23 protein-coding genes and 1 pseudogene are annotated in these 26449 nt (G+C 39.4%); 5 read left to right on the top strand and 19 right to left on the bottom strand.

The window, feature by feature from the left end:
• Positions 1–11 precede the first annotated feature (11 nt).
• The 6 genes from ACFQZ9_RS05280 to ACFQZ9_RS05255 form a co-directional block, all read right to left on the bottom strand.
• Entirely contained in the window at positions 12–689 is a 678-nt protein-coding gene (locus tag ACFQZ9_RS05280) for an RraA family protein (protein ID WP_498942661.1), read from the bottom strand.
• Between the two features lie 35 nt (positions 690–724).
• On the bottom strand, positions 725–1525 hold the full coding sequence (locus ACFQZ9_RS05275) for an HpcH/HpaI aldolase family protein (RefSeq protein ID WP_498942660.1): 801 nt from the start codon (positions 1523–1525) through the stop codon (positions 725–727).
• Complete coding sequence (locus ACFQZ9_RS05270; RefSeq protein ID WP_498942659.1) at positions 1522–3555, bottom strand: ABC transporter ATP-binding protein; 2034 nt, start codon at positions 3553–3555, stop codon at positions 1522–1524. Before ACFQZ9_RS05270 ends, ACFQZ9_RS05275 begins: the two co-directional genes overlap by 4 nt.
• A gap of 23 nt (positions 3556–3578) precedes the next feature.
• The gene (locus ACFQZ9_RS05265) at positions 3579–4478 is read right to left on the bottom strand and encodes an ABC transporter permease (protein ID WP_498942658.1); all 900 of its coding nucleotides are present in this window, start codon (positions 4476–4478) and stop codon (positions 3579–3581) included.
• A gap of 12 nt (positions 4479–4490) precedes the next feature.
• On the bottom strand, positions 4491–5435 hold the full coding sequence (locus ACFQZ9_RS05260; protein WP_498942657.1) for an ABC transporter permease: 945 nt from the start codon (positions 5433–5435) through the stop codon (positions 4491–4493).
• A gap of 63 nt (positions 5436–5498) precedes the next feature.
• On the bottom strand, positions 5499–7097 hold the full coding sequence (locus ACFQZ9_RS05255; protein WP_498942656.1) for an ABC transporter substrate-binding protein: 1599 nt from the start codon (positions 7095–7097) through the stop codon (positions 5499–5501).
• 297 nt (positions 7098–7394) lie between these two features.
• On the opposite strand from ACFQZ9_RS05255, the gene ACFQZ9_RS05250 reads away from it, so the two are divergent.
• Positions 7395–8000 carry a TetR/AcrR family transcriptional regulator gene (locus tag ACFQZ9_RS05250; protein WP_498942655.1) on the top strand — a complete coding sequence of 202 codons (606 nt, stop codon included), beginning with the start codon at positions 7395–7397 and terminating at the stop codon, positions 7998–8000.
• 110 nt (positions 8001–8110) lie between these two features.
• Here ACFQZ9_RS05250 and ACFQZ9_RS05245 read toward each other — a convergent pair whose 3' ends face one another.
• Genes ACFQZ9_RS05245 through ACFQZ9_RS05230 form a run of 4 tightly spaced genes read right to left on the bottom strand, consistent with a single transcriptional unit; the run spans position 8111 to position 12077 of the window.
• Positions 8111–9226, bottom strand: a complete 1116-nt coding sequence (locus ACFQZ9_RS05245) for a M20 metallopeptidase family protein (RefSeq protein WP_498942654.1) — start codon at positions 9224–9226, stop codon at positions 8111–8113.
• Between the two features lies 1 nt (position 9227).
• Complete coding sequence (locus ACFQZ9_RS05240; RefSeq protein ID WP_498942653.1) at positions 9228–10706, bottom strand: sodium:solute symporter family protein; 1479 nt, start codon at positions 10704–10706, stop codon at positions 9228–9230.
• Positions 10703–10900: a DUF3311 domain-containing protein gene (locus ACFQZ9_RS05235; protein ID WP_308913120.1), complete on the bottom strand. Its 198-nt coding sequence runs from the start codon at positions 10898–10900 to the stop codon at positions 10703–10705. The genes ACFQZ9_RS05240 and ACFQZ9_RS05235 overlap by 4 nt, the downstream gene beginning before the upstream one ends.
• Position 10901: 1 nt before the next feature.
• Positions 10902–12077, bottom strand: coding sequence for an aminotransferase A (locus ACFQZ9_RS05230; protein ID WP_498942652.1), 1176 nt, complete (start codon positions 12075–12077; stop codon positions 10902–10904).
• 295 nt (positions 12078–12372) lie between these two features.
• On the opposite strand from ACFQZ9_RS05230, the gene ACFQZ9_RS05225 reads away from it, so the two are divergent.
• Entirely contained in the window at positions 12373–13791 is a 1419-nt protein-coding gene (locus ACFQZ9_RS05225) for a sigma-54 interaction domain-containing protein (protein ID WP_498942651.1), read from the top strand.
• Positions 13792–13913: 122 nt separating this feature from the next.
• Here the strand turns inward: ACFQZ9_RS05225 and ACFQZ9_RS05220 are convergent, their stop codons facing one another.
• From ACFQZ9_RS05220 to ACFQZ9_RS05210, 3 genes are all read right to left on the bottom strand, one after another.
• A complete protein-coding gene (locus tag ACFQZ9_RS05220) occupies positions 13914–15077 on the bottom strand; it encodes a M20 aminoacylase family protein (RefSeq protein ID WP_498942650.1) in 1164 nt (387 codons plus the stop codon).
• Positions 15078–15116: 39 nt separating this feature from the next.
• Positions 15117–16343, bottom strand: coding sequence for a diaminopropionate ammonia-lyase (gene dpaL / locus ACFQZ9_RS05215; RefSeq protein WP_498942649.1), 1227 nt, complete (start codon positions 16341–16343; stop codon positions 15117–15119).
• 104 nt (positions 16344–16447) lie between these two features.
• Positions 16448–17695, bottom strand: a complete 1248-nt coding sequence (locus ACFQZ9_RS05210; protein WP_498942648.1) for a Zn-dependent hydrolase — start codon at positions 17693–17695, stop codon at positions 16448–16450.
• A gap of 196 nt (positions 17696–17891) precedes the next feature.
• Between ACFQZ9_RS05210 and ACFQZ9_RS05205 the strand changes: the two genes are divergently transcribed.
• Positions 17892–18779, top strand: a complete 888-nt coding sequence (locus ACFQZ9_RS05205) for an AraC family transcriptional regulator (protein ID WP_498942647.1) — start codon at positions 17892–17894, stop codon at positions 18777–18779.
• 139 nt (positions 18780–18918) lie between these two features.
• Here ACFQZ9_RS05205 and ACFQZ9_RS05200 read toward each other — a convergent pair whose 3' ends face one another.
• The gene (locus tag ACFQZ9_RS05200) at positions 18919–20373 is read right to left on the bottom strand and encodes a DHA2 family efflux MFS transporter permease subunit (RefSeq protein WP_498942646.1); all 1455 of its coding nucleotides are present in this window, start codon (positions 20371–20373) and stop codon (positions 18919–18921) included.
• A 276-nt stretch (positions 20374–20649) separates the two neighbouring features.
• Between ACFQZ9_RS05200 and ACFQZ9_RS05195 the strand changes: the two genes are divergently transcribed.
• Positions 20650–21234 carry a TetR/AcrR family transcriptional regulator gene (locus ACFQZ9_RS05195; protein WP_498942645.1) on the top strand — a complete coding sequence of 195 codons (585 nt, stop codon included), beginning with the start codon at positions 20650–20652 and terminating at the stop codon, positions 21232–21234.
• 190 nt (positions 21235–21424) lie between these two features.
• Here the strand turns inward: ACFQZ9_RS05195 and ACFQZ9_RS05190 are convergent, their stop codons facing one another.
• From ACFQZ9_RS05190 to ACFQZ9_RS05170, 5 genes and pseudogenes are all read right to left on the bottom strand, one after another.
• Entirely contained in the window at positions 21425–22462 is a 1038-nt protein-coding gene (locus ACFQZ9_RS05190; RefSeq protein WP_498942644.1) for an NADH:flavin oxidoreductase/NADH oxidase, read from the bottom strand.
• A gap of 127 nt (positions 22463–22589) precedes the next feature.
• Positions 22590–23432 (bottom strand): glyoxal/methylglyoxal reductase, encoded by an 843-nt coding sequence (gene pgoN, locus ACFQZ9_RS05185; RefSeq protein WP_498942643.1) that lies wholly within the window; start codon positions 23430–23432, stop codon positions 22590–22592.
• Positions 23433–23485: 53 nt separating this feature from the next.
• Positions 23486–23959, bottom strand: coding sequence for a tautomerase family protein (locus ACFQZ9_RS05180; RefSeq protein ID WP_498942642.1), 474 nt, complete (start codon positions 23957–23959; stop codon positions 23486–23488).
• 11 nt (positions 23960–23970) lie between these two features.
• Complete coding sequence (locus ACFQZ9_RS05175; protein WP_498943586.1) at positions 23971–24438, bottom strand: heme-degrading domain-containing protein; 468 nt, start codon at positions 24436–24438, stop codon at positions 23971–23973.
• A 57-nt stretch (positions 24439–24495) separates the two neighbouring features.
• Positions 24496–25668: pseudogene (locus tag ACFQZ9_RS05170) on the bottom strand (MFS transporter); the annotation flags it as partial.
• A 194-nt stretch (positions 25669–25862) separates the two neighbouring features.
• Here ACFQZ9_RS05170 and ACFQZ9_RS05165 point away from each other — a divergent pair.
• Complete coding sequence (locus ACFQZ9_RS05165; RefSeq protein WP_498942641.1) at positions 25863–26246, top strand: winged helix-turn-helix transcriptional regulator; 384 nt, start codon at positions 25863–25865, stop codon at positions 26244–26246.
• Positions 26247–26449 lie beyond the last annotated feature (203 nt).

Genomic DNA, 26449 nt, shown 5'->3' with positions numbered 1-26449 from the left:
TTTATCTTTTGTTATTCATCCTTTTCCAGCATGTTCTCCCATTGGGCATCCAGCCTGCGCAGGAATGATTCGGCTCCTAAAACCCGTAAATCCTCGAGATTCTGTGCATCTAATTCCTGTGCGGCTTTCCCAATTTCTAAATAGTTTGAGATTTCATCTTGCGGTACGACTAAAAGCCCATCATTACTTCCAACAATTACATCACCAGGCTGAATCACGCAGCCGGCAATGGAAACAGGCACGTTGAAATCGCCGCCGAGACCGTAGAATTTCGTCGTTAAAGGCGACACTGAATGGGAATACACCTTAAACCCTAAATCTCTTAGGACAATCGTATCCGTAATAGCCCCGTTGACAATCGCAGCCGCGGCCCCTTTTTCCATTGCGATCCTGGTTGTCACTTCCCCCCAGCAGGCATAGCGTTCCTCCGCGGATGCATCAATAACAACAATGTCACCGGGTTGAATATAATCCAGTGCCTTACAGGTTAATAGAACATCATTTGGAGGGATCCGAATGGTTACCGCCGGACCTGCAAAAGGCGTTTCAATCGTGAATAACGGCTTCATTTTACTTGCCGTAATGAATTGATAATTTAGCTGGTGGCCGTAATCACTTGGCGTAATTTCCCCCAATTGTCTTACCAATTCTGGGTCTGGTCTTTTAATGGAAGTATTGATCGTTATCATCTTCACATTGCTCCTTTTGATTTCTGATAAAAAAACTACACGTCACACGGTTCCTTCAAACCGTCTAATATTTTTCCGTATCCAGACGCCATGATCATCCGGTCTGTGCTAAAATGAATGAACCGGGCTCCACGCTTTTTCCAAGACATCGCGATTTCGTATGGTGTTGGTGTGCCTTCCCCTTCTGGAACCTCGGAAAATACAGCAAGATCGACACCCTTTTTGACAGCCAGGTCGATGACGCGGTCCAAGGCTTTCACCACTTCCGGATGGGTTGTGTCCCCCTCGTATCCCATAGCCATCGATAAATCATAAGGACCAGGCATAATGCCGGTGATGCCGGAATCGAGAATATCTTCCATATTTTCGAGCGCCTCTTCATTTTCAATAATTACCCAGATTAAGAGGTTGTTGTCACTCCACTCACGGTATTCCTTATTGTTTTTAAAACCATCCATTGCCCGAATGCTTGGGGTGAATCCCCGTTTGCCGGCGGGTCCGTATTTCGCTGCCTGCACAATCCTTTTTGCTTCTTCCCCTGTCCGGACGCTAGCTATCAATACCCCTGCTGCGCCGGCGTCTAAGATTTTCGTAATGCCGGAATGCTCACTGGATGGAAGCCGGACGACGGCAGCAGTGCCGCCAGCCGCAGCAGCACGGATCATTTCAACCGAACCTTCAAAAGAAAACGTGCTGTGCTCTGCATCAAGCAGGACAAAATCAAATCCGGAGTGGCCGGCAAATTCGGCTACATCGGGACTGTTATAGGAAATAAAGGTTCCAACCGCAAAACCCCTTGTTTGTAATGCTTTATCGATTCTCTTCGTATGGTTCATACTCCTACTTCCTTTCCAACTTTAATACAAGCGACACTATGCCCCTCTTCGGTTTCAACAAGCGGCGGCTCTACTTCACTGCATTCCTTGGTTGCCATCGGACAACGGTTAAAGAAGGCACAGCCCTTTGGCCGGTTCATCACGCTTGGGATTTCCCCTTCGAGCATCACATGTTCCCTGTTTTCTTCCACAAATGGATCCGGAATCGGGACTGCAGCAAGCAATCCTTTTGTATAAGGATGGAGCGGGTTCTCATACAGTGACTTCCAATCTGCCACCTCGACAATCTTGCCTAGATACATCACGACGACCCGGTCGCTGATATGGCGGACAACAGAGAGGTCGTGAGCGACAAATAAATACGTAAGACCAAGCTTTTTCTGTAAATCTTCTAATAGATTAATAATTTGCGCCTGAATCGACACATCCAGTGCGGAAATGGCCTCGTCACAAACGATAAACGAAGGGTTGCTTGCCAATGCCCGGGCGATTCCGATCCGCTGTCTTTGCCCGCCGCTGAATTCGTGGGGAACTCTGTTTTTCCATGCAGGATTCAGACCCACTAGTTCGAATAATTCATCGACACGTTTCTCATATTCCGCTTTTGTTTTCGTTAATTTATGAATGATCAATGGCTCGCCGACAATACTTCCCGCCGTCTGCCGGGGATCGAGCGAACTAAACGGATCCTGGAACACAAGGGAGATGTTTTTACGTATCGGACGCAGTTTTCCCTTTGGCATTTTGGCAATGTTTTGTCCGTTAAAAATTACTTCACCAGAAGTTGGTTCATACATCCGTAAAATACTGCGAATAATCGTGGTCTTCCCGCAGCCGCTTTCCCCAACTAATCCAAGGGTTTCCCCTTTTTTAATCGAAAAGCTGACATCGTCCACTGCCTTCACATCTGCCACTTTCCGCTTTAAGACACCCTTCATGACAGGAAAATACATTTTAAGGTTTTTGACCTCTAATAGGGTTTCGTTCATTTTCTTTTGTTCAACTGGAGCCTCCATCAAAGTGACACTGCCTGTGGCCACATCTACTAATGATTTGTTGATCACATCTTCATGACAGGCTGCATAATGGTTTCCACCATAAGATTGAAGCCTTGGCGCTGGTTTCCTTGAACAAGCTACCGTCCGATGCGGACATCTTGGCAAAAAGGCACAAATATCCTGTTTGTTAATAAGAGATGGAGGAATCCCGTCAATCGGAATCAGCTGCCTGCCCTTTGGATCATCTAATCTTGGGATGGCGTTCAATAGGGAAATCGTATAGGGATGCTTTGGATTTGAAAAAATCTCCTTCGTGGTGCCCGATTCGACGATCTCCCCTGCATACATGACATATATGCGGTCTGCATAACGGGCCACTATGCCTAAATTATGGGTAACCATTACAACAGAGGTTTTTGTTTTTTTCACAATGTCTTTTAACATTTCCAGGATCTGCGCCTGCGTAGTCACATCAAGCGCCGTCGTTGCTTCATCCGCAATGAGGATTTTCGGATTGCAGGCCATTGCCATCGCAATGCACACCCGCTGCCGCATACCGCCGCTGAATTGGTGCGGATAATAGTCAATCCTTGCTTCCGCATCAGGAATCCCCACGCTTTTCAAAAGTTCAATCGCATGTTTGCGGGCATCCTTCTTATTCATTTTGAGATGAAGGATAATGGTTTCGATAATTTGGTACCCAATTGTTAATACGGGATTGAGTGATGTCATCGGTTCCTGGAACACCACGCCGATATCCCCACCGCGAACCTGCCTGAGCTCCTCACCGCTTAATTGAAGCAAATTCTTTCCATTAAATAAGACTTCGCCGCCGACAATTTTACCAGGGGGTGTGGGGATCAACTGGATTCCGGAATACTGTGTCACGGATTTCCCACTGCCACTCTCGCCGACGACTGCAACGATTTCTCCCTCATCCACGTAATAGGAAACGCCATCAACTGCTTTTACGACATTGCGGTCGACTGTGAATTGTGTTTGTAAATTTTTAACCTCGAGCAAATGGCTCATTTATGTACACCTCCCATTGTTTCTTACAAGCTTCCTTTCAAGCGTGGATCAAGGGCATCCCTTAATGCATCTCCGACAATATTAAAGGCCACCACTACCAGTACGACTGCCATTCCGGGTGCAAAGGAAAGGATTGGATTGGATAATAAATATTTATAGCCGTCATTAATCATCGAACCCCAAGCAGCTTTCGGCGGTACAATTCCAAGTCCTAAAAAGCTTAGTCCCGCTTCAGACAAAATGGCTACACCAAAGTTTAAGGTGATCAAAACAATGAGTGGTGAAATACAGTTTGGCAGTACATGCTTGATCATATTTCTTATGTCCGACGAGCCCATGAGCTCCTGCGCCACAATATAATCTGATTCCCTTATCGCTAGTACCTGCCCCCGCATTAACCGGGCGTAAGTCGGTACAAGTGACAGACCTAACGTAATGATGACGTTCTTTAAACCGCCGCCAAAGGCTGCCACGAAAACCACTGCCAATATAATAGGAGGAATCGCCATAAGGGCGTCCATTGCTCTCATTATAATGGCATCTATTAACCCGCCAACATAGCCGGAAAATAATCCAAGGATGATCCCAATCACACTTGCAATGGCAACGGATACAATTCCCACAAGCAGTGCTGCCTGGCTGCCGTAAATAATCCGGCTCAGGACATCCCTTCCAATCAAATCTGTTCCCAATGGATGGGCGAGTGATGGGTCTGCAAGAATCTGGGTATAGTCTTGTTTATATGGATCATAGGGTGCAAGCAACGGAGCAAAAATGCCGCAAATAATCATAACGAAGATAATGGCCAAACTCACTACAACCGTTTTTCGAGCAAGGAATACACGAAGGAAGCGCTTTGCATTACTTGTCTTTTTTACCTTCTGTTCCACGGCTTTTTCAGAAGCGATGATTTCAGTTGTCATCTTTTTACCTCCTTATTTAATCCTTATCCGCGGGTCTGCATAGCCATATGAAATATCAATCAATAGATTGGTAAGGGCAACGATAATGGCAATGACGAGCACACAGCCCTGAACGACAACAAAGTCTTGATTAAAGACACTTTGAACGACAAGCCGTCCCATACCCGGAATATTGAAGACCTGCTCAACAAATATGGTACTTCCGACGACGTTCCGCACCTGCAGTCCAATTAAGGTGATAACAGGAATAATGGCGTTTTTAAGTGTATGTCTAATAATAATTGCATTTTCTTTTAATCCTTTGGAACGGGCTGTCCTGGTAAAATCCTGCATAATAACTTCAAGCATCGCCGACCTGGTCTGGCGGGCAAAGGAAGCTAGCGCCGCAAAGGCAAGGCAGATAACAGGCATAGTAACCTGCTTTATACTCAACCAGAAATCTTCAAATGGGGAGGTATATCCTTGCACCGGAAACCATCCCAGTTTTAAGCTGAAGAAATAAATACATAATACAGCAAGCCAGAAGGCAGGTACCGCCATTCCAAAGTTTGAGATGACGGAAATGAGGGAATCAATTTTTCCTCCCCTTCGAATAGCCGCAATGATCCCGGCCGGCACCCCAATCAGGATGGCTAATACCATCGAAAGAATACTGATATAAATGGTTTTTGGCAGGTGTTCACCAATAATCTTCGTGACATCTTCCTTAATGGCAATCGACTTGCCCAGATCCCCTTGAACGGCATGTTCAACCCAGGTAATATATTGAACTGGCAGCGAGCGGTTCAGCCCTAATTCTTCGCGGATTTGTTCTACTTGTTCCGGTGAGGCTTCAGGTCCGAGCAAAGTCCGTGCAGGATCTCCCGGCAAAACCTGCAGAATGGAAAATACGATGAGGGTCACCATAAACAAAACAATGACGGTCTGCAATAGCCTGCGGATAATAAACGCAATCATGGCAATTCTCCTTTTCAGTTAGATTAGAGGGAAGATGAATCATCATCCCCCCAAGCTTTTTCATTATTTTGAAAGCCATGTCTTTTCTGGAGAATACACATTGCCATATGTTTCATTAAATCCGCTGCCTTGAATATTTGGATACATGACAATTGGCATCGTCGTAATCGCTAATGGGAAGAACATATGGTTTTCCTCGAAGACAGCCTTCTGTAATTCAAGGTTTGCTTGCTGCTTTGTTTCTGGATCAGTTGCAGCTTTACCCTTTTTAATGAGCGCTTCCACTTTTTCCGGATGATCAATGTTTACGTATAATTTGGCTTTTTTGCTTAAGTAACGCTCCATGTAAAGCGGCAGGTCTGGGGAGGTTATGACGTCAAAGTACATCAGCCCGTCCCACTTCGTGCCAATCAGTTTATACATTCTAGCAGTATCAACGTTTACAACTTCTGCATCAATTCCAACTTCCTTTAAATAGCTCTGATAAACAGGCGGAAGTGATTCATGCTCAAGGCCAGGCCAAGAGAGAAGCTTCGTTTTGAAGCCGTTTGGATATCCTGCTTCAGCCAGCAATTTCTTCGCCTTTTCAGGATTAAAATCAAATTTTTTTACATCTTTATTGTAAGAAGAACCTGTCATTGGCCCCCACTGGTCTGTTACTTCATAGCCGCCTTTAAGGACTTTTTCAACAATGGTTTTCGCATCAATCGCATGCGCTAAAGCCTCTCTGACCTTCGGATTGGCCCATGGAGAATCTGGATTTCCGCTATTTGGGATCAGCCCGTTTTCTCTGTTGCCAAGGCCTGTTGTAAGGGTGACGACTTTGTATTGATCGTTCTTTTCTAATTCTAGGATCCTATCAACCGGTAAATAGAATGTTGCATCCACTTCTCTTTTTTGGAAGGCAGCGGAGGCGGTCATCGCATCTGGAATGATTTTGTATTCAACACCGTCAAGATATGGCAGACCCTTTTGCCAGTAATTCTCGTTTTTCTTGTATTTTATAGAGACGCCGCGCTGCCAGCTGTCAAATGCGAATGCACCAGTGCCCACTGGATGGCTGGCTGCCCAGTCTTTTCCGTTCTTTTCATAAGCAGTCGGCGAAATCATTTGAATCCAGAAACAAAGTGCATTGTTCAAACTGCTGTTCCATTCCGTCAGGTTCACTCGTACGGTAGAATCATTTATTACGTCAATCGACTTAATCCCGTCTACTTCGCCGCGTTTGGCTTTTTGGAATAATTCAATATTCCATTTCACAGCCTTAGCGTTAAAATCGGTTCCATCGTGGAATTTAATGCCTTTTTTCAAATAATAGGTAATGGTTTTTGCCTCCGGGTTGGTTTCCCACTTTTCTGCTAAAAGCGGCTGCATTTCACCCTTCTCATCAAATTTTCCTAAAGTTTCAAGAACAGGAGCCATCATGTGTAAGAATCCGCTTCCAACTTGCTCTGGCGGATTTCCTATATTTGCTGGTTCAATAGGTGAGGAAATTTTTAATACTCCGCCATACTGTGGCTTCCCTGGATCTTCCTGCTTTTTCGAGGATGCTTGAGAATCCGAGGTAGTGGTTTTTGAACCCGAACAGCCAGAAAGTATGACAGCAATAATCAAACCAATCATGACAGTAAGATATAAAGACTTTGATTTCCTATTCATCATTAAAAGAACCCTCCTTTTAAAATCTTTTAATCTACTTTAGAAAAATAAAAGTACTTTTTCCTTATTTCCCTCCTTTGTGATTGATAAATCCAAAGACATACCTTATCATTTAGATACCAGAGTATGTAATTGATGTTTTCATCTTACTATAATCTTTTCAATTTTTCAATAATTTAGAAGATAAAAAATATTATTGATTTTCTTCTAATTTTGTTAGATTTCATTCTGTGTTATGATTTACGTGTGGATTACCTTTTAAGGGAAAAATTGTATTTTTAGTAAAGGAGCGATGTCAAAATGGCTCGAAAAAGCAGGGAAGAAGCAAAAAAAACGCGCAATAAACTGAACCAGATCAGTTTGGAGCTCTTTCTCAAGAAAGGCTATCAAAATACGACAATTGACGATATTTGTAAAAAAGCCGGGGTCACCAAAGGGGCTTTTTATAATCATTTTAAAAATAAAGGAGAAATTATCCTTAGTTCCTGGTTTGATCTTGATGAGGAAGTAATCACCAGAGTATCATCACAAACCTATCAATCTAATAAAGAAGAATTGATTGCCCTATGCTGGGAAATGTACAATTATGTAAATGAAAGCCGCAGAGAATGGACGAAGACCATCTATACCCTGCAAATCAATGATGAACAGCCTTCCTACATGATTTCGCAGGAACGGCGAATGTTTAACCATTTTAAAGGGATCATTCAAAAAGGACAGGAGCTAAATGAATTTCGCCGGGATATGGATGCAGGATTTATCGCCCACATGATTCTTATTTATACCAGGGGCATTATCTTCGATTGGCTGCTCCACTCTACAGATAAATTAGGACAAGAACATATGGAGCTGCTTGTCCCGTTTTTTGATACTTTTGATCCGAAACTGGAGTGTGTGAAAAGTTAAGTAGGAACAAACACCCAAAGTTTGCAAAGCGTTCATTTTCAATATTTCAAAGGCTCTCGATCATTTTGGTTGAGAGCCTTTGAAATGCGTGAAATTACTTCAAATGTCTTTTATAGCCCCACAAGTTCTTTGAACAGTTCCACTCCTGTTTCAATTAGTTCATCACGGAAATCATACTCCCGTGTATGAATATGTGGATAATCTTCCCCATTTCCAATAAAGCAAAATGCACCCTTTGTTAACTTTGTAAAGTGTCCAAAGTCTTCAGAAGCACGGAATGCTTCTTCCACTTCAACTAATTCCATTCCCTCGGCTTTTGCAACCATACGAATTTTATCTGCACTTTCTTTATGATTGAATGTTTCCGGGAACTCATCATTATATTGGAAACTTACTTTTAACCCGAATTCTTCTGCTTGGGCTTTTGCAAAGTTTTCAAGGTTTTCTTGTAATCGATCCAACTCTTCTTCGTAAAGAGCACGTATGGTCATACGAAGGTCTCCTTTTGATGCAGCAATACCAAAAGCTTTTTCACCCACATCGATTTGTACAACGGTGCAAAGAATAAGACCTTTATTTTTTTCTGGTGAAGTGAATTCAGGAATCGCTCCGAGAATATTACCGATTGCGAAGGATGGATTAATCCCCTTTTCTGGCTGACTGGCATGAGTAGGAGCACCTTCTAGATGAATCGTCATCCCTTTAGAAGCACACATAATCGTTCCATCTATAATCCCTATAGACTTGTATGGGAAGCCACTCATGTTATGGTAGGCATAAATTTCATCAATATTGTGTTCTTTAATAAAATCAACACATTGAATAGCACCATCTCCCGTTTCTTCAGCAGGCTGGAAGAGGAAAAAGATATTTTTATCTGCACCTGATTGATCGATTTCAAGCGCAAATCCTGCGAGTGTTGCCGAGTGACCATCATGACCACATTTGTGTGCTTTTCCAGGGAACTCGGAAGCCCATGGAAGTTCGATGAATTCATCCATTGGCAGCGCATCAAATTCTGCACGGAAAGCAATATTTGGCTGATCTGTTCCTGCACGATAAATGCAATAGAACCAATTCCCTTTATCGACAAGTTCTAGCTCTGTAATCGCTTTCAAAAACTCCATTAAATACTGTTTTGTCCAAACTTCTTCATTAGAAAGCTCTGGATGTTGATGCAATTCGTGTCGTAGTTTCTTTGCCAATTCATAATTTTGAAGTTTCATTTCATATAATCTCACTTTCTAAACTATTCATTTCCGCTGTTGATTTTTGAGTTACAAGACTGACAACCACTGTTACGATTGCGTTAATGATTAACATATATAAACCATTATTAATATCTAAAATAAATGAAGGTAAGTTCGGGAATAATGTTGCCACAGTTGTACCTGTCGCTGCGGAGTATAGTGCTAATGATACACCCATGACAATACCGCTGATTGCACCTTGCTTCGTAACAAAGTTTTTCTTCTGTAAACTAAAAATAAGAGCTGGGAATAGCTGCATAATAAAGTTATAGCTAATTAATTGCAGGAACACGATGGCACCGTGTGATTTTAATGATGCGTATAAGCTAATAATCGCTGCAATGATTGCGAATAGACGTGCAATATTCATTTGCTTACGAACGGAAGTATCTGGTTTCAATGGCATATAAATATTAGAAGTGATCATAGAACCAATGGTAATCAACGCGACTGAACACGGTACTAAAGATGCCAGTAATCCCGCTGCTCCAATGAATCCTACAAACCATGGATCAAATGTTTCAAATACTAGTTTTATTAATGCTAAATCACTTTCGGCTCCTGTTAGAGTCGGAATTGCTAAGATTGCCGTTAATCCGACAAGACATGCAAATAGCTGCATTAATGAATATAACGGCATTAAAATTGTATTTTTACGAAGGGCTTTGTCATTTTTCGCGGCATAAGTCGATAAAAATGAATTTGGCCACAGATATAACCCTAAACACATTAATGTTACAGTGGAGACATACCATACAAGACTTAGACCTTGATCTGGAAAAAGTAATACTTGAGGCTTAACCTCAGCAACTTTTTTAACCATTGATCCAACTCCATCATAATAATGAAATGGGAAGTATAGACCTAAAAATAGAAGCACACCAAACATTAGGATATCCTTAATTAAAGCTACACGAGAAGATCCATGAAGTCCCGAAATTAATGTATAAATTAAGACAATAATACTTCCAAACCAAATGGCTGCTGTAGAAGATATCGCCCCGTAGGATGCAACAGACACAATCAGCCCCATCCCTTTTAATGCCATTACAATTGTTGGAATAATCGCAATGGCCCCAACGATTGTAATAAGCTTCCCTAAAAACGGACTATTATATTTTTTCTCATAAAAGTCACCCTGTGAAATAAGATTATGCTTTTTACTATAATGTCGAATTTTTGGTAATAGAAAATAGCCGATAATACAGGCAATCGAGATATATGACATGATATAAAGAGTTGCAATCCCACTATTATAAGCTAGTCCTACTAAACCAGTTAGAGTGAAGGCGGTAAAAAACTCCCCTGCTAATAAGAAGAAAGTAATGATTGCACCCATGCCTCGTCCACCCAATGCCCACTCTTCCAATTTTCCATTTTTGCCTTTTCCTGCTTGTATCGCCGTATACATGCAAAAGATCACAACCGCTATCATAATTATGATTGAAATATTCATTCTGACACCTCCTCATCCTGTTGATCAAAACGATACAAAATTAATATAGTTAAAGAACTTAAAATAACCCACAATACAATCCAAAACATTGTGAAAGGCAGCCCTAATACATAAAGTTCAATCCGATTTACTAGGGGCACACCTATAAGGAAAGCCAGAACCGGAATAAACGCCAGAAAATAGAATGGTTTCAAATTAAATAGCCTCCTCTACCTTTAATAAAGTTTGTACAAACCGTTTCATACGGTTCATGCCCTCTTCTAGCTTTTCCATTGAACATGCATACGAAATACGAATGTATCCTTCGCCATATTCAGAAAAACCATATCCCGGAATGACGGCCACTTTCGCTTCATCTACAAGTTGATGGATAAATTCATTCGAACTTAAACCTGTTTTTTCGATTGAAACAAATAAATAAAACGCACCATCTGGTTTAATGGTTTCTAAACCCATGTCCGTAATACGTTGGTAAACAAAGTTACGCCGTTTTTCATATGCTTGACGCATTTCTTCGACTTCTGGTAAATCGTGATGTAATGCCTCCATGGCAGCGTATTGACTGACCGAACTTGCACATACACAGTTATAGGCATGAACTTTAAACATTTCATCTGTGATATAAGCAGGTGCTAATGTATAACCAATTCTCCAACCTGTCATGGCATGGGACTTTGATAGACCGTTGATGACAATGCATTTCTCTTTCATTTCTGGGAATGAAGCGATGGAAATATGTTTCAATCCATATGTGAGTTCACTGTATATTTCATCTGAAATAATAAAAATATCTTTCCCTCTTAATAGGTTTGCAATTTCTTCTAATTCTTGAGCGTTTAAAATAGCACCCGTTGGGTTTGACGGATAGGGTAAAACAACACATTTTGTTTTTTCTGTTATATTTTCTTCAATTAATTTTGCAGAGATTTTATAATTATGATTTCGAGTATCTACAAACACAGGGTTTGCGAAGCACATACGAATAAGTGGTTCATAACCTGGATAAATAGGTGCTGGTAAAATGACTTCATCACCCGGCTCTAATATCGTGCGGAAGGCAATATCCAACGCTTCACTGGCGCCCATTGTAATTAAAACTTCATCTTCTGGGCGATAATTTAGTTGGTATCGTCTTTTTACAAAGTCAGATGCAGCTTGTCTTAGTTCAAGCACACCTGCGTTATGAGTATAGCCAGTTTTTTTCGCTTCAATTGCATGTTTCCCCGCTTCTAATATGGAATCCGGTGTTACAAAATCCGGTTGTCCAATTGTTAAATTAATAATCGAAGGATCATTTGCCACTTTGTTTCCGATTTCACGAATGGCAGAAATTTTGATGTTTTTAACTGTTTTACTAAGTAAATGATCCATGATGCTCTCCCCCTTCTATCCCTATATTTGAGTACGCTTTATAGATATGCAAGAAGCATGCCAATTTCAAAACACTGATAAATCAGTACTTTTGAAAAACTTAACACAGAATTTATAATTCGAATTTAACTTATTGATTCTAATTAGATTCAATTTATGTCGAAAAATGTATAGATTTGCTTTATTCTATGCTATAGTTTCTTACATAAGGGTTCAAAATGAGTCTATAACGAATCAAACAGGGGTTATAATACTTTTCCTGCATGTGGAAATGAATGATGAATGGAGGAACACTTTGACAGCAGAAGCCTTACAACAATTAGATGGTGAATTACTTATAAAGATTTTTAATACATTGAAAGATCCTATTTGGATTAACGATAAAAATGGGAAAGTATTGTGGGTGAATCAAGCGGCTGCAGAAACTTTTTCAATTGGTAAATTAATTGGCAATAACGTTTTTGAAATGGAAAAACAAGGGGTATTTTCACCTTCTATCTCTAGGCTTGTCATCGAACAAAAACGCTTTATAAGCACCGCCCAGATCACTCAAAATCATGGTCGCTTGCTTGTTTCTGGTGATTATATTCCAGACGAGAACGGGGATATCCAATATATTGTAACGCATGCAAGACAATTATCCCAAGCGATCAATCAATCAAGTGAATTAGAAAAAATTGAGTCTATTTTACAACTATATAAACAGCAAATTCGCGAGCTAATTTTGCAACAAAATCAGCAGGAAGAAGAATTCTATGTTGGAAAAAGTAAAGCTGCACAATCTATTTCTGTATGGTCTCAAAAAATTTCGGATGTCGAGACAACGATTCTATTAACTGGAGAAACTGGTGTTGGAAAAACAGCCTTTGCCCATCGAATTCATCAGTTGAGCAGTCGTAATCATAAACCATTTATTCATTTAGACTGCGGTGCCATTCCAGAATCGCTCATTGAATCGGAATTATTTGGGTACAAAAAGGGGGCATTTACAGGGGCCAATGCGAATGGAAAACTCGGTTTAATTGCAGCGGCTGATCAGGGGACATTATTTTTAGATGAGATCGGAGAATTCCCTCTACATCTACAATCAAAGCTTCTGCAATTTTTACAAAACAAGACCTATCGGATGATTGGGGATAACCAGTTACAACAAGCGGATGTCCGAATTATTGCAGCCACCAATGTAAATTTAATGGAACGCGTCAAGGAAGGAACATTTCGTAAGGACTTATTTTATCGTTTAAACATCCTTCCTATGAAAATTCCCCCTTTACGTGAAAGAAAAGAAGATATTATTCCACTTTTGAATTTTTATTTAAGTAAATTTAACCAAAAGTATAACCGCAGGCAAACTTTAACCAAAAACTTAATGGATGCCTTATACAATTACAGTTGGGAAGGAAATATTCGTGAACTTGAAAATTTAATGGAACGCTTAGTGATTACATCTGCTGGACCCAAAATTGATCTAGAAGATTTACCAAGAGACTTCCCCCTTCAGCAGACTGAAGCAATGCTACTTCAAAACGTTGAAGAAATGAGTTTACCCATCTATTTAGAACAGATTGAAAAAAATATATTAGTTAAAACCTATAACGAAACGAATAGCACTTGGAAAACAGCAAAAAAACTCGGTGTATCCCAATCCTATATCATTCGCCGCTTGAAAAAATTCAATTTGAGAATAAGTGAGAAGAAATTGGTTGAGGAGTAGAAAAATAAAAAAACTGCCAAGGGGTTTGACCCTTCGGCAGTATTAAAACTTAACTATGTTAAAGAACTATGTTGATTTTTAAACAAAGTTGATTAGAGCGGAAATCAGCAATTATAAAATATTTATTTTGGCAAGCGTATTTTAATTAACTCAGCAAAATATTCCGCACCAATTTTTAATATCTTATCATTATAGTCATATCGTGAGTTATGAAGTGGAACATTGCCAATTAAATCAGACTCATCACCATTTCCTATAAATACAAAGCAACCAGGAATCTTCTGCAAAAACGCACCAAAATCTTCCGAAGCCATCCACTGTTGACAATTTCCATCCACTTTATTTTCACCAACCACATTTTGGGCTGCTCTTACCGATATATCAACACACTCTGCCCAGTTAACTGTTGGTGCGAATTCATGGGTATATTCAAATTGACATTCTGCTCCATTTATTTTGCAAATTCCCTCACTAATCGTTCGCATTCTATCTTCCAGCAACTTTGATACCTCTGGGGTATAACTTCTAGTATCCCCTTTAATCACTACATTTGTAGGTATCGCATTACGAATCCCATCTGTTATAAATTCAGTACACGAAATGACAGCGGGAACATTTGGGTCCATATTACGAGAGATAATGGTTTGCATAGCAATAATAATTTCAGACGCAATAACGATCGGGTCTTTCCCCATATGAGGGCTTGAAGCATGTGAGCCTTGTCCCTTAATACGGATCACAAAGTTATCCTCACTGGCCATTATTCCGCCCACACGAGTTGCAATGGAACCCACAGGCATGCCTGGCATATTGTGCATTCCATAAATCTCATCTACCGGAAAACGTTCAAAAAGTCCATCTTGCATCATGGCAAAAGCGCCTTTGCCAATTTCCTCTGCAGGTTGAAAAATAAACCGAACTGTCCCTTTAAAATCTTTACGCTCCGTTAATAACTTGACTGCGCCCAAAATGGTAGCCATATGCCCATCATGACCACACGCATGCATTTTACCCGAATTCTGGGATTTGTATGGATATTCAACCTCTTCCGTTAGATTAATAGCATCCATATCTGCTCTAATCCCAATAATACCTTTTCCATCGCCCACTGTAAGATTGGCAACGATTCCAGTCCCGCCAATATTTCTGTGAACCTCTAATCCCATATCTGTTAAGACTTTAGCTACAAATTCAGAAGTATTTCTTTCTTCAAAGGCGCTTTCTGGATGCGCATGGAGATAGTGCCGCCACTCAGTAAGCTGTTTTTCAAAATTTCCATTAGTCATATTCATTCACCCTCTCATAAAATATTTTTATTAATAGGATTATACAGATGGATATGCCCCATCCCATACTACTTTTCTATAATTCTCTGGATCCGTGTCACCTTCTGTGCTGATCATAAGAATCTTCGAATCTTGATTCAGTTTCAACATTTCTTTCATACCACTGAGCATTTTGTTTTCAGCCAATAGACTAATTAATCCCAAACCAACTGCACCAGATTCACCTGAAACAATTTGAGGGTCACTGCCCAATGGGTTTGCAAGAATTCGCATACCTCGCGCGGCCACAGAGTCTGGACAAGAAACAAAGGCTTCAGCATAATCTTTTAAAACCCCCCAAGAAGTTGTACTTGGTTCCCCACATGCTAAACCTGCCATAATCGTATTCAAAGCGCCCGTTACAGAATGGGGTTGTCCATCACCAATATTTATAGATTTGTATAAACAGGCCGCTTTATCCGGTTCGACAATAACTGTAATAGGACGTTGATCCCCGAATTTCCCTGCTAGATATCCGAGCATACTACCTGCAAAGGAACCAACTCCGGCTTGTAAAAACACATGCGTTGGTCGTTCATCACCAGCTTCGGCAATCTGCTCCACTGCTTCATCCAAGATCGTTCCATAACCCTGCATAATCCAAGTTGGAATCTCTTCATATCCATCCCAAGCCGTATCCTGTACCAAAACCCAGCCATTTTCATCAGCCTTCTGGCTTGCCAGCCTAACTGTATCATCATAATTTAAATCTGTTATAGAAGCTTCTGCTCCTTCTTTTCTTATATTATTTAATCTTATTTCTGAAGACCCTTTTGGCATAAATACAAGTGATTTTTGTCCTAGCTGATTTGCTGCCCAAGCAATTCCTCTTCCATGATTTCCATCAGTTGCTGTGACGAAAGTAATGTCTTCAAGTTTTTCTTTTACTTCTTTACTTCTTAGTTTTTCAAAAGAAAGCTCAGAAATATCGACATTTAATTTTTTTGCTAAATATTTTCCTACAGCAAATGAACCACCTAATACTTTAAAAGCATTAAGTCCAAATCGATAAGATTCATCTTTTACCCAAATATTGCTAACTCCTAATTGTTTAGACAACTTATCTAAGCTGTGAAGTGGAGTTACTTTATACTCTGGAAAGCTTTTATGAAAATTTCTTACCTTTTCAATTACTTCACTATTAATAAATTCTACAGATGCTTTCTCCATATCTGCTTTTCTTGCATTTTTATTTACAATATATTTAATTTCTGTTAAATTCCCCATTTTTATCTCCTTAAAAAAGGTTTTATTGTAGGTATCCTAATTAAATTTGAATGACACTTAAATCTTTAAGCCATGCTTTTTTGTTTGTCTTTACAGATTTTTTACTAATTGCCTGCAAGTTCGCAAACGACATCAAGCAATACATTTGCTCCAGCTATCAAGTCGTAATCTTTTGTATACTCCTTAGGATTATGACTAATACCGTCAATACTTGGGACGAAAATCATAGCTGTCGGGCAAACGCGAGCCATCATTTGAGCATCATGTCCCGCACCAGATGTCATTCGTCTTGAGTGGAGCCCGCGCTCTCCAGCAGCTTTCTCTACCAGTTTTACGATTGTTTGGTCAAAAGCGACTGGAGGGAAACGTACTAGTTGTTCCGATGTAATGGTTACTTCTTCGGTTACCGCCAATTCTTCGAGGTAGTTTGCAAGTGCCTGCTCTTCCTCTTTCAATCTCTTCCCGTTTGGATTTCTCAAATCAACAGTGAAAGTTGCCAATGATGGAATGACATTAACAGCATTTGGCTTAAAACTAATTGTTCCAACGGTTGCAACAGTTTGCCCGTTAGAAGCTTTCGCACGATCACGTAAATAGGTTATTACCCGAGCCGCAGCAAGTCCTGCATCACGCCGCATATCAGTTGGTGTAGTACCAGCGTGATTGGCAACACCTTCAATGGTAATGCGCTGCCAAGAAATACCTTGAAGATTCTCAACAGCACCAATTGGAATACCCACTTTTTCGAGAATAGGGCCTTGTTCGATATGAAGCTCAATGTAAGCGTGTGGCTTCAAAAAGCCCGGCTCCTTTGTACCGGCATATCCAATACGCTCAAGCTCCACGCCTAATAGAGTACCATCCGTACCAACCGATTTAAGCGCATCCTCAACTGATAGCCCGCCAGCATACACAAGAGATCCCATCATGTCAGGCTGATAGCGCACTCCCTCCTCATTGGTAAATGCTGCGACTGCAATTGGACGATTTGGAACAAAACCTGTCTCCTGCAAAGTAGTTATTACTTCAAGCCCTGAAAGAACACCATAGCATCCGTCATACATACCGGCATTAATAACTGTGTCGATGTGCGAGCCAAGCAATATTGGTGCTTCATTTCTATTTTCTGTACTATACCAAATACCAAAGATATTACCGATTCTGTCGATTTCAACTTCCAATCCTACTTCCTTCATCCAAGTGACTAGGAGATCACGTCCCGCTTTGTCTGCATCTGATGCAGCTAATCTCGTTCTTTTATTTTCATTGTCCAGACCCGTTCGGCCAAGTTCTTGAATACGGTTAAGTAGGCGTTCAGAGTTGATTGTTAGGTTTAAATTAGTAACTGTCATGTTCATTTCCCCTTTTCAACATGTAGAGTAGCATGGAAACAACCAGATTAATAAATTTGTTAAAACATAAAGTAAATCAGCTAATCGAGGGTGAACCACATTATTAAAATGTAATTATAATGTTATAATAATTAAGTATTTGTACCAATAATACTAATATTGAATAGAAAAATATAAATATATTGAGGTGTTGGCCGTGCAAATGAAAAACTTCATGATTGATGAAAGTTTAAAAGAACTAACCAAACACCACACAGTCGTTATGCCAATTGCATGTTATAAAACCACCATTAATCAAAATATACATGGCTATATTCCACTTCATTGGCATGACGAAATTCAATTTGTGTTGATTGTAAAAGGGGAAGCGTTTTTTCAAGTTAATGAAGATTGTGTAGTGGTTCGCGAAGGTGATGGACTGTTTATAAATAGTGGATGCCTGCACATGGCACAGGACAAAAATCGGTCGAGTTGTGTCTATATTTGCTTAAATCTTTCCCCTAATTTTGTGATATCACAAGAACTCTATGCCACGTATGTAAAACCTTACATTCAAGCGACTAATTTACCTTACCTATATGTAAATGCAAATGAGCTTTGGGGGAAAAGCATTTTAGATACAATTTTAGAAATCTATCACTGTATTGAACAAAAGTACCAATACTATGAAATCGATATAACCATGAAACTATCATTAATTTGGAAAAACTTAATCGATAATGGTTTTAAGCTGGAATATGTTCAGACAGAAATAGTAAAGAATCAAAGAATGAAGCAAATGTTAAGTTGGATCCATGAGCATTATGCAGAAAAAATTATGTTAGAAGATATTGCAAGGGTGGGTCAACTGAGCCGTTCAGAATGCTGTCGTTATTTCAGTAGGTTTTTAAAATGTACACCATTAAGTTATGTTATAGATTATCGTATTCAAAAGAGCTTATATCTACTGCAGCAAGGTGATTCTAATATTACTGAAGTTGCTTATCAAGTTGGATTTAATAGTACAAGCTATTTTATTGATAAATTCAAAGATTCCATGGACATGACTCCATTAGCATACAAAAAAATAAAATGTATAATATGACCGGGAGATTTTCAGGTATTGATGGAACACCGAGAACAGGGTAATCAAAAAGACAGTTTCAAATCCACAATATGTTTGGATTTGAAACTGTCTTTTACTTTTTCTATAACCAATGTAACTCATGCAAACAAAATTAACCTTAGTTTGTACTTAACGTTTTTGTTGCAGCCTTTTCCAAACTCGCTTTAAATTCTAAATCGGATGCTTGTTTTACCTTTTTAATAAATAAGGATAGAAGTAATCCGATGACGCCAATCCCAATAATAACAAGGTATGCATCATTAATGCCCTGTATGGTGGCTTCTTTAATAACCTGTGCTTGATTCAGGCCCTTAGATGCTGCTGAAGGAATCATATCCTGCAGATGTGTTTTTGTCCGGTCAGACATAACAGTAACGAGAAGCGAAGTCCCAACAGCTCCTGCCACTTGTCGAACGGTATTGCTAATGGCCGTTCCATGAGCATTTAATTGCTGGGGCAGTTGGTTCAAACCGGCGGTCTGTAAAGGCATCATCATCAAGGCCATTCCAATTCGGCGCCCCGTTGACATAAGAACCAAATACAGATAACTTGTCGTGTCCGTCAAATTGGTAAAGCCCATTGTTGTCGCAATGGTAATAATCATTCCAATAACAGTTAGCCATTTTGCACCAAAGCGATCGAACAGCTTACCTGTAACCGGCATAAGGAATCCCATGATTAGTGCTCCTGGAAGTAGAAGCAGACCGGACTCAATTGCTGTATAACCGCGGACGTTCTGTAGGTAAAGTGGAAGCAGCATCATATCTGCATACATCACCATAGTAACCGCAATATTAATAATCGTTGTTAAGGAAAACATATTGTACTTAAACGAACGTAAGTCAAGCAGTGGATTCTGCGATTTCAACTGTTTCCATGAAAAGAGTCCAAGGGCTATGATACCAACCGCTATTGTACTAAGTACCTCCATGTCTGACCATCCAAGGCTCCCAGCCCGGCTGAAACCATATAGCAACGCACCAAAACCAATGGTGGAGAGTACGACACTTAGGATATCAAGTTTTGTTTTGATTGGCTCAGATAAATTTCGGAGATATATGAATCCCAGACCAATAACTATGACAGCAAATGGAATCATCCCGTAAAACATGGTTTCCCATTTGTAGTGTTCAATAATATAGCCAGCAATAGTAGGTCCAATGGCTGGTGCAAATATGATGGCAAGCCCGACCATACCCATGGCTGCTCCTCTTTTTTCAGGAGGAAAGATGGTAAGAATGACGTTTGTAAGCAACGGCATAATGATTCCTGCTCCAGCCGCCTGTATCATGCGTCCGGTTAATAGTAAAGGAAAACCAGATGCTAATGCTGAAAAAATGGTTCCTGCTAAAAATACGAACATGGAAGCTTGAAAGAGTTGACGTGTGGAAAACCGCTGCATTAAGTAGGCGGTAATGGGAATCAAGACACCATTTATAAGCATGTAACCCGTAGTTAACCACTGGGCAGTTGCTGCTGTTATTTTGAATTCAACCATTAACTCAGGAGTAGCCACGCTCATGAGTGTTTGGTTTAAGGTTGCAAGGAAAGCCCCTAAGATCATAATGAACATTATAGGTCCTTTTTTTAACGAATTTGTGACGCTATTTGGATGACTATTCAAAATTCCCCTATCCTTTCTAAAATCATCGTAGACTTTTTTTACAATGTGTTTAATAATTAACATTGTATAAATTACTTTATATTGCGATGGCTGATCTGACAACAGACAATTTCTTACGATGTGTAAATTAATTATCATTTATTTCATTTTTGTTGTGTAAGTCCTAATTAATAGACAGAACTTTAATTATTGTAAATTTCCATTCAGTAGGAAAGGTGATTAGTGATGACAGACCAGGAAAAACCACGAAAAGATCCTCGTATCCTTCGCACACGTCAACTAATTAAGGAAGCATTAATAGATTTACTACAAGAGGTCGATATCAATAAAATAACGGTTAATCGGATTGCTGAACGCGCAACCATTAACCGTGTGACGTTTTACCTTCATTATAAAGATATTCCGGACATGCTAGAGAAAATGGCACAGGAAATGGCTGAGGATATTGAATCGATAATGGGGAGTACAAAAGGTGACCAAAATACTGATAAAAACATCGACTTTGTCAAGCTAGAAACGCTGCTTGAGTATATTGCTAAGAATTACAAATTTTATAAAGTAGTTCTTAATTCCAGAAGATCACCCATCTTTACAGAGCGCTTGTTAACTATTCTCACGAAAGCAATAACTGAGAAAACAGCTAACAACAAATTGAAAAATAATAATGACATACCAAGGGATATTGCTATCTGGTACAGTTCATCAGCTTTAATAGGTACGATTGTAGCTTGGCTGCGTAACGATATGCCTTATACACCGCAATTTCTGGCTAAGCAGTTGTCTAGACTTTTTCGACTGGATAAGGAGTAAGCTATGGGTAAATGCCTTTTTTCCCTTTGTAAATTTGGCCATAAAAACACCCCGTAAATGTTAGTTTGGTGTCTAACATTTACGGGGCAGTTCAAATACAAAGCTTTACCCTTCTTATGGTTATTATTTAAATCTCACATATTTAATTCTCCAAGTCTTTATGAAAAAGTTGACCTCGCAATAAATAGCGTTATTTTATATGATAACCACGTTCATATTGTTTCGGTAGATTTATCTGCTTGCTCCGTAATTCAATCGCTGCATGGGTAGACCAATATGGATCCACTAGCATTCCGCGGGCAATTGCAACCAAGTCTGCATCTCCATTCCCAATCACAGCCTCTGCTACAGCAGGTTTCTCGAGCATTCCTACTGCAATTACTGGAATGCTAACCTCCTCACGAATCTTACGGGCAAATGGAACCTGGTAGCCTGGGTAGTTTCCTGGCTTTCTTTCACCTGGAATTCCTTCACCACCGCTGCTAACATGGAGAATATCAGCTCCTGCTTCTTTATAGGCTTTACTTAACATAACGGCATGATCTAAATCATAGCCTCCATCAGCGTATTCTACTGCTGTGATACGGACAGATAAGGCCATGTCAGATGGCATCTCTTTTTTTACAGCTTGGATAACCTCCTTCCCAAAAAGGGAAAAATCCTGCCCATATTGATCATCACGTTTATTCGTAAGCGGTGATTGGAACTGATGGATCAAATACCCGTGAGCAGCATGAATTTCAATCATGTCCACTCCCGCTTTCACTGCCCTTCTTGCTGTATCGGCAAACAGCTGAACCATTTCCTTTACTTCCTCAGTTGATAAAGCACGTGGAGTTTTATAGCCTTCATCCGGGAATTTTATCGCAGAGGGGGCAACCGGATTGGCAGCATCCTCTGCTTTTCTCCCGGCATGGGCAATCTGTATGCCTATTTTTGTACCATAGGCATGAACCTGGTCAATAATTCTTGAAAAGGCTGGAATTTGGTCATCTGACCATAAACCAAGGTCATAATCCGTAATTCTTCCATCTGGATCAATATCAGTCATTTCCATTATGATTAGTCCAGTCCCTCCGATTGCTCGGCTGACGTAATGAACATAATGCCACTCGTTAGGTTTCCCGTCCTTTTCAGTTACTGAGTATTGGCACATGGGAGCCATAACAGCTCGGTTCTTCAATTTTAAAGATTTCAGTTTAAATGGTGAAAATAGCATATTGCTCATTCCTTATCATCCCCAAATAATTTTTCGTGTTCTGGGTCAGCTTTTACCTTTCCCTTTTGTTTTGCTGGTAGTACCCCATAAGTTATGTTGCTAATATTTTATTTGGTAAGTTTATTTAAGTAGTTCACTAAAAATCAAAATTATCTGGATCAGGACCGACTCGATGATTCTGGTTCAAGCCATCAATTCGTTCCATATCTTCTTTCGTTAACTCAAAGTCAAACACGGTAGAGTTTTCAATAATACGATGTTCTTTTGTAGACTTCGGAATCGTCACAACACCATTTTGTAAATCCCAACGTAAAATGACCTGAGCAACGGACTTGTTATACTTACTAGCAATTTCAGTTAGAACTTCATTATCTAATAATTGTCCTTGCATTAATGGTGACCATGCTTCTAGTTGAATACCATGTTCTTGGCAGAAAGATTGAACTTTCTTTTGAGTTAAACGTGGATGGTACTCTACTTGATTCACCATCGGTTTAATTTCGGCATCTTTCATCAATTCTACAAGGTGATGTGTTTGGAAATTACTTACCCCAATGGCTTTTATTTTTCCTGTTTTATAAAGAGTCTCTACTGCTCTCCATGCATCTTTATATTTACCTTCTACTGGCCAATGGATAAGATACAAATCAAGATAGTCTAATCCAAGTTTTTTTAAGCTTGTTTCATATGCTTGAATGGTAGACTCATATCCTAAATCAGCATTCCAAACTTTAGAAGTCACAAACAAATCTTCTCTTGAAATTCCTGCTTCTTGAATTCCTTCACGGATTCCTTGTCCGACTCCTTCTTCATTTCCATATATAGCTGCAGTATCAACACTACGATAACCATTCTTAATAGCTGCTTTTACCGCACTAACTAACTCAGGTCCCTCTTCTACTTTAAATACTCCTATACCAAACCAAGGCATTTTTACCCCGTTATGCAACGTGGTTGTATCCTGTAAATTTTTAACCATTAAAATTACCTCCATTATTATCTTTTTGAATTTATATTCGAATGCGTGCGTTTTTAAAATGTCCGACTTTTGGAAAGAAAGTCTTTATCTGCTCCCGTTACACCACTTTGTCCCCAGTTTCCTGGAATCATTTCACGAATGACGATAAGTACTTTATCCAAAGGTGCATGAGTATATTTAGAGGTTATTTGTGTAAGCTGGTTTACCCACTTATCCTTCGTATCTTGATCAAATGTATTCCAAATATCAATCGTGATAATAGCCATTCCATCTATGTTACTATCCGGCGTATGATAAGACTCTTTTGTATCCCAATTGACCACCCTACTCTTCTCAGCAAAGGTAGCATCGATTGCTACTGCCCCAGCTTTACCCCAGTTTTCTTTCTCTCGTTCATTTATCAATACTTGAATTTTGTCAGGGACAATCTTTAATAATTTTGTTGTAAGTTCGGTCACATTATAAATGAATTCCTTTTTTTCTTCTGTTGACATGGTTGGCCAAGTATTTACCTCAATTAATGGCATAGTATCCTCCTCTAAAACTGTTTATTTAAATAATTTTTAACCGCTCTAATAACCAATTCATGATCTTCTTCAGGGGTTAATCCTGATACTGTTATCATCCCAATAGCCCCTACGTTTTTTATTTGGATGGGAAATGCTCCACCAAACGCACTGTATTCCGAAGCATCTAAACGGTATTCTTCATGATGTGGGATTCCACTTAACTCACTTTGTATCTGCATATAATAAGAGCTATGATTATGCAAAGAAACGACCCGTTTTTTCCGCTCAATCCATTTGGTATTTTCCTCAGTCGTCCCTGTCATTTTGAAGTGAAATAATTGCACCTCATTTTTTGTTATATCCACAGCAATCGATTTACCCTCTTGCTTGGCTGTTTCAACGATTAGTAAACCTAATTGAAAAGCATCTTCATTTGTAAAAGAGGAAAATTGAAGTGTTTCTTCTTCTATTAATATTCTTTTTCTTATTTCACCCATGCTTGAAATACTCATATTTTTCACTCCCATAATCGTTTTGGCTGCTTTTGCATTTTTTTGATCTTTTTTCTCTAAAGCCATGCTCCAACTTGTAAGAATCACAGCTCCAACGACCATTAATCCACCAATCCAAGCAGTATGGATAAGTCCAATGGAATCAGTAATCACACCCCCAAGGTATGAACCAAGTGTAATTCCAGCGTTGAAAGCAGCAATATTGATTGCAGATGCTACATCAACTGCTTTTGGAACAAAGCGTTCCGCTAATATTACGACATACACTTGAAGACCAGGTACGTTCATAAAATGAAAGAGTCCCATAAACAAGATTGTTACTAATGCCGCAACTTTAAACGGTGCTGTAAATGTTAAAATGAAAAGCACAATGGCTTGTATGATAAACATATAAAATAATGAAACAATAGGTTTCTTATTCGATATCTTTCCACCAATGATATTACCGATTGCTATAGCAACCCCATACACAAGTAAAATAATGGCAACAGCACCTTCTTTAATATGTGTAATTTGCTGAAGTAGTGGAGATAAATAGGTGAAAACAACAAATGTACCTCCATAACCTAGTGCAGTAATAATAAAAACAAGTAGTAACCGACCATTGGTAATTGGTTTGAATTGCATGCGCAATGATGTACGAGTTCCTTTTGGCAGATTAGATGGGACCAATATACAATTTGCGATAAAAGCAAGGATTCCAATAATGACAATTGCAATGAAGGCTTCTCTCCATCCAAATTGTTGACCAATAAAAGTACCAAAAGGTACCCCAGTCACGATTGCTATAGTTAGCCCTGAAAACATAATGGAAATGGCACTAGCTCTACGATTCTCAGGAACTACATCAGCAGCAATGGTTGAACCCACAGACATGAATACTCCGTGTGAAAAAGCTGTGATTACACGAGCAACGATCAATACTGCAAAACTCGTTGCACTTGCTGCAATAGTATTTCCTACAATAAAAACGACCATAATCCAAAGCAACAAAGCTTTTCGAGATATCCTCGATGTTAACGGAGTCAGAATGGGTGCTCCAAATGTTACTCCCAAGGCATAAAAAGAAACTGTTAACCCGGCTGTTGTAACGGAAATATGCATGTCATTTGCAATGAGGGGTAATAAACCAACACTTATAAATTCTGTTGTTCCAATTGCAAATGCGCTTACTGCTAAAGCTAAAAGTGCCCATGTACTTTTTTTATTTTCCATGTTCCTTTCTCCTTTCTAGTGATGTGAAATTTTTCTAGGACATTCCCTTTAAAAAGTCTGGCAGAAGATGTCCGCAAGATGTATTATAAGGAGTGTATTTCACGAAAGTAAGTACGCACTTTAAAGTTATATAGGTACCTGAAAGTTACATAGGCACTTTTTAGTACCTATAAATATTGAGTAGGAGGATAAGTATGTCTACTAAAAAGTATAATATTTCGGTTGAAGCTACACTTGAGGTTATAGGCGGGAAATGGAAGTGTGTAATCCTTTGTCATTTAACACATGGTAAGAAACGAACAAGTGAATTAAAACGACTTATGCCTGCCATCACACAAAAAATGTTAACTCAACAATTACGTGAATTAGAACAGGTTGGAATTATTAACCGGATTATTTATAATGAAATTCCCCCAAAAGTGGAATATGAACTTAGCGAATATGGCTGGAGTTTGAAAAGTATTTTGGATTCTTTATGTGCTTGGGGAGAGAATCATATTACGAAAGTATATGGTGATAAATCATCTGTCTTAGAGGACAACATTTTAAACAAAAAGATTGATTTTGTGCAATCATAACTTAAAACAGTCCAGCAACAATTGATAAACTACCATGAAAATAAACTTCCTCAAGATTAGAAAAATGACAATTCTTAAGAAGACCCTGCTCAATCGTTAAAAAAAAGAGTAGAGCTTAATGAATAAGTCTATGAATTGGTTGACTGGATTAAGGTCTTTATCAGTATTGACCCTTCCATACCTTTTTCATTCTTTGTGGTGAA

The organism is Neobacillus sp. GCM10027624 (assembly GCF_042675345.1).
GTDB lineage: Bacteria > Bacillota > Bacilli > Bacillales > Cytobacillaceae > Neobacillus > Neobacillus cucumis_D.
This window is presented reverse-complemented; position numbering and strand designations above follow the sequence as displayed.

Excerpts from the sequence above, each read along its gene's own strand:
- ACFQZ9_RS05280 (WP_498942661.1), bottom strand. The coding sequence starts at position 689 with ATGATAACGATCAATACTTCCATTAAAAGACCAGACCCAGAATTGGTA.
- ACFQZ9_RS05275 (WP_498942660.1), bottom strand. The coding sequence starts at position 1,525 with ATGAACCATACGAAGAGAATCGATAAAGCATTACAAACAAGGGGTTTT.
- ACFQZ9_RS05270 (WP_498942659.1), bottom strand. The coding sequence starts at position 3,555 with ATGAGCCATTTGCTCGAGGTTAAAAATTTACAAACACAATTCACAGTC.
- ACFQZ9_RS05265 (WP_498942658.1), bottom strand. The coding sequence starts at position 4,478 with ATGACAACTGAAATCATCGCTTCTGAAAAAGCCGTGGAACAGAAGGTA.
- ACFQZ9_RS05260 (WP_498942657.1), bottom strand. The coding sequence starts at position 5,435 with ATGATTGCGTTTATTATCCGCAGGCTATTGCAGACCGTCATTGTTTTG.
- ACFQZ9_RS05255 (WP_498942656.1), bottom strand. The coding sequence starts at position 7,097 with ATGATGAATAGGAAATCAAAGTCTTTATATCTTACTGTCATGATTGGT.
- ACFQZ9_RS05250 (WP_498942655.1), top strand. The coding sequence starts at position 7,395 with ATGGCTCGAAAAAGCAGGGAAGAAGCAAAAAAAACGCGCAATAAACTG.
- ACFQZ9_RS05245 (WP_498942654.1), bottom strand. The coding sequence starts at position 9,226 with ATGAAACTTCAAAATTATGAATTGGCAAAGAAACTACGACACGAATTG.
- ACFQZ9_RS05240 (WP_498942653.1), bottom strand. The coding sequence starts at position 10,706 with ATGAATATTTCAATCATAATTATGATAGCGGTTGTGATCTTTTGCATG.
- ACFQZ9_RS05230 (WP_498942652.1), bottom strand. The coding sequence starts at position 12,077 with ATGGATCATTTACTTAGTAAAACAGTTAAAAACATCAAAATTTCTGCC.
- ACFQZ9_RS05220 (WP_498942650.1), bottom strand. The coding sequence starts at position 15,077 with ATGACTAATGGAAATTTTGAAAAACAGCTTACTGAGTGGCGGCACTAT.
- dpaL (WP_498942649.1), bottom strand. The coding sequence starts at position 16,343 with ATGGGGAATTTAACAGAAATTAAATATATTGTAAATAAAAATGCAAGA.
- ACFQZ9_RS05210 (WP_498942648.1), bottom strand. The coding sequence starts at position 17,695 with ATGACAGTTACTAATTTAAACCTAACAATCAACTCTGAACGCCTACTT.
- ACFQZ9_RS05200 (WP_498942646.1), bottom strand. The coding sequence starts at position 20,373 with ATGTTCATTATGATCTTAGGGGCTTTCCTTGCAACCTTAAACCAAACA.
- ACFQZ9_RS05195 (WP_498942645.1), top strand. The coding sequence starts at position 20,650 with ATGACAGACCAGGAAAAACCACGAAAAGATCCTCGTATCCTTCGCACA.
- ACFQZ9_RS05190 (WP_498942644.1), bottom strand. The coding sequence starts at position 22,462 with ATGAGCAATATGCTATTTTCACCATTTAAACTGAAATCTTTAAAATTG.
- pgoN (WP_498942643.1), bottom strand. The coding sequence starts at position 23,432 with ATGGTTAAAAATTTACAGGATACAACCACGTTGCATAACGGGGTAAAA.
- ACFQZ9_RS05180 (WP_498942642.1), bottom strand. The coding sequence starts at position 23,959 with ATGCCATTAATTGAGGTAAATACTTGGCCAACCATGTCAACAGAAGAA.
- ACFQZ9_RS05175 (WP_498943586.1), bottom strand. The coding sequence starts at position 24,438 with ATGGGTGAAATAAGAAAAAGAATATTAATAGAAGAAGAAACACTTCAA.
- ACFQZ9_RS05165 (WP_498942641.1), top strand. The coding sequence starts at position 25,863 with ATGTCTACTAAAAAGTATAATATTTCGGTTGAAGCTACACTTGAGGTT.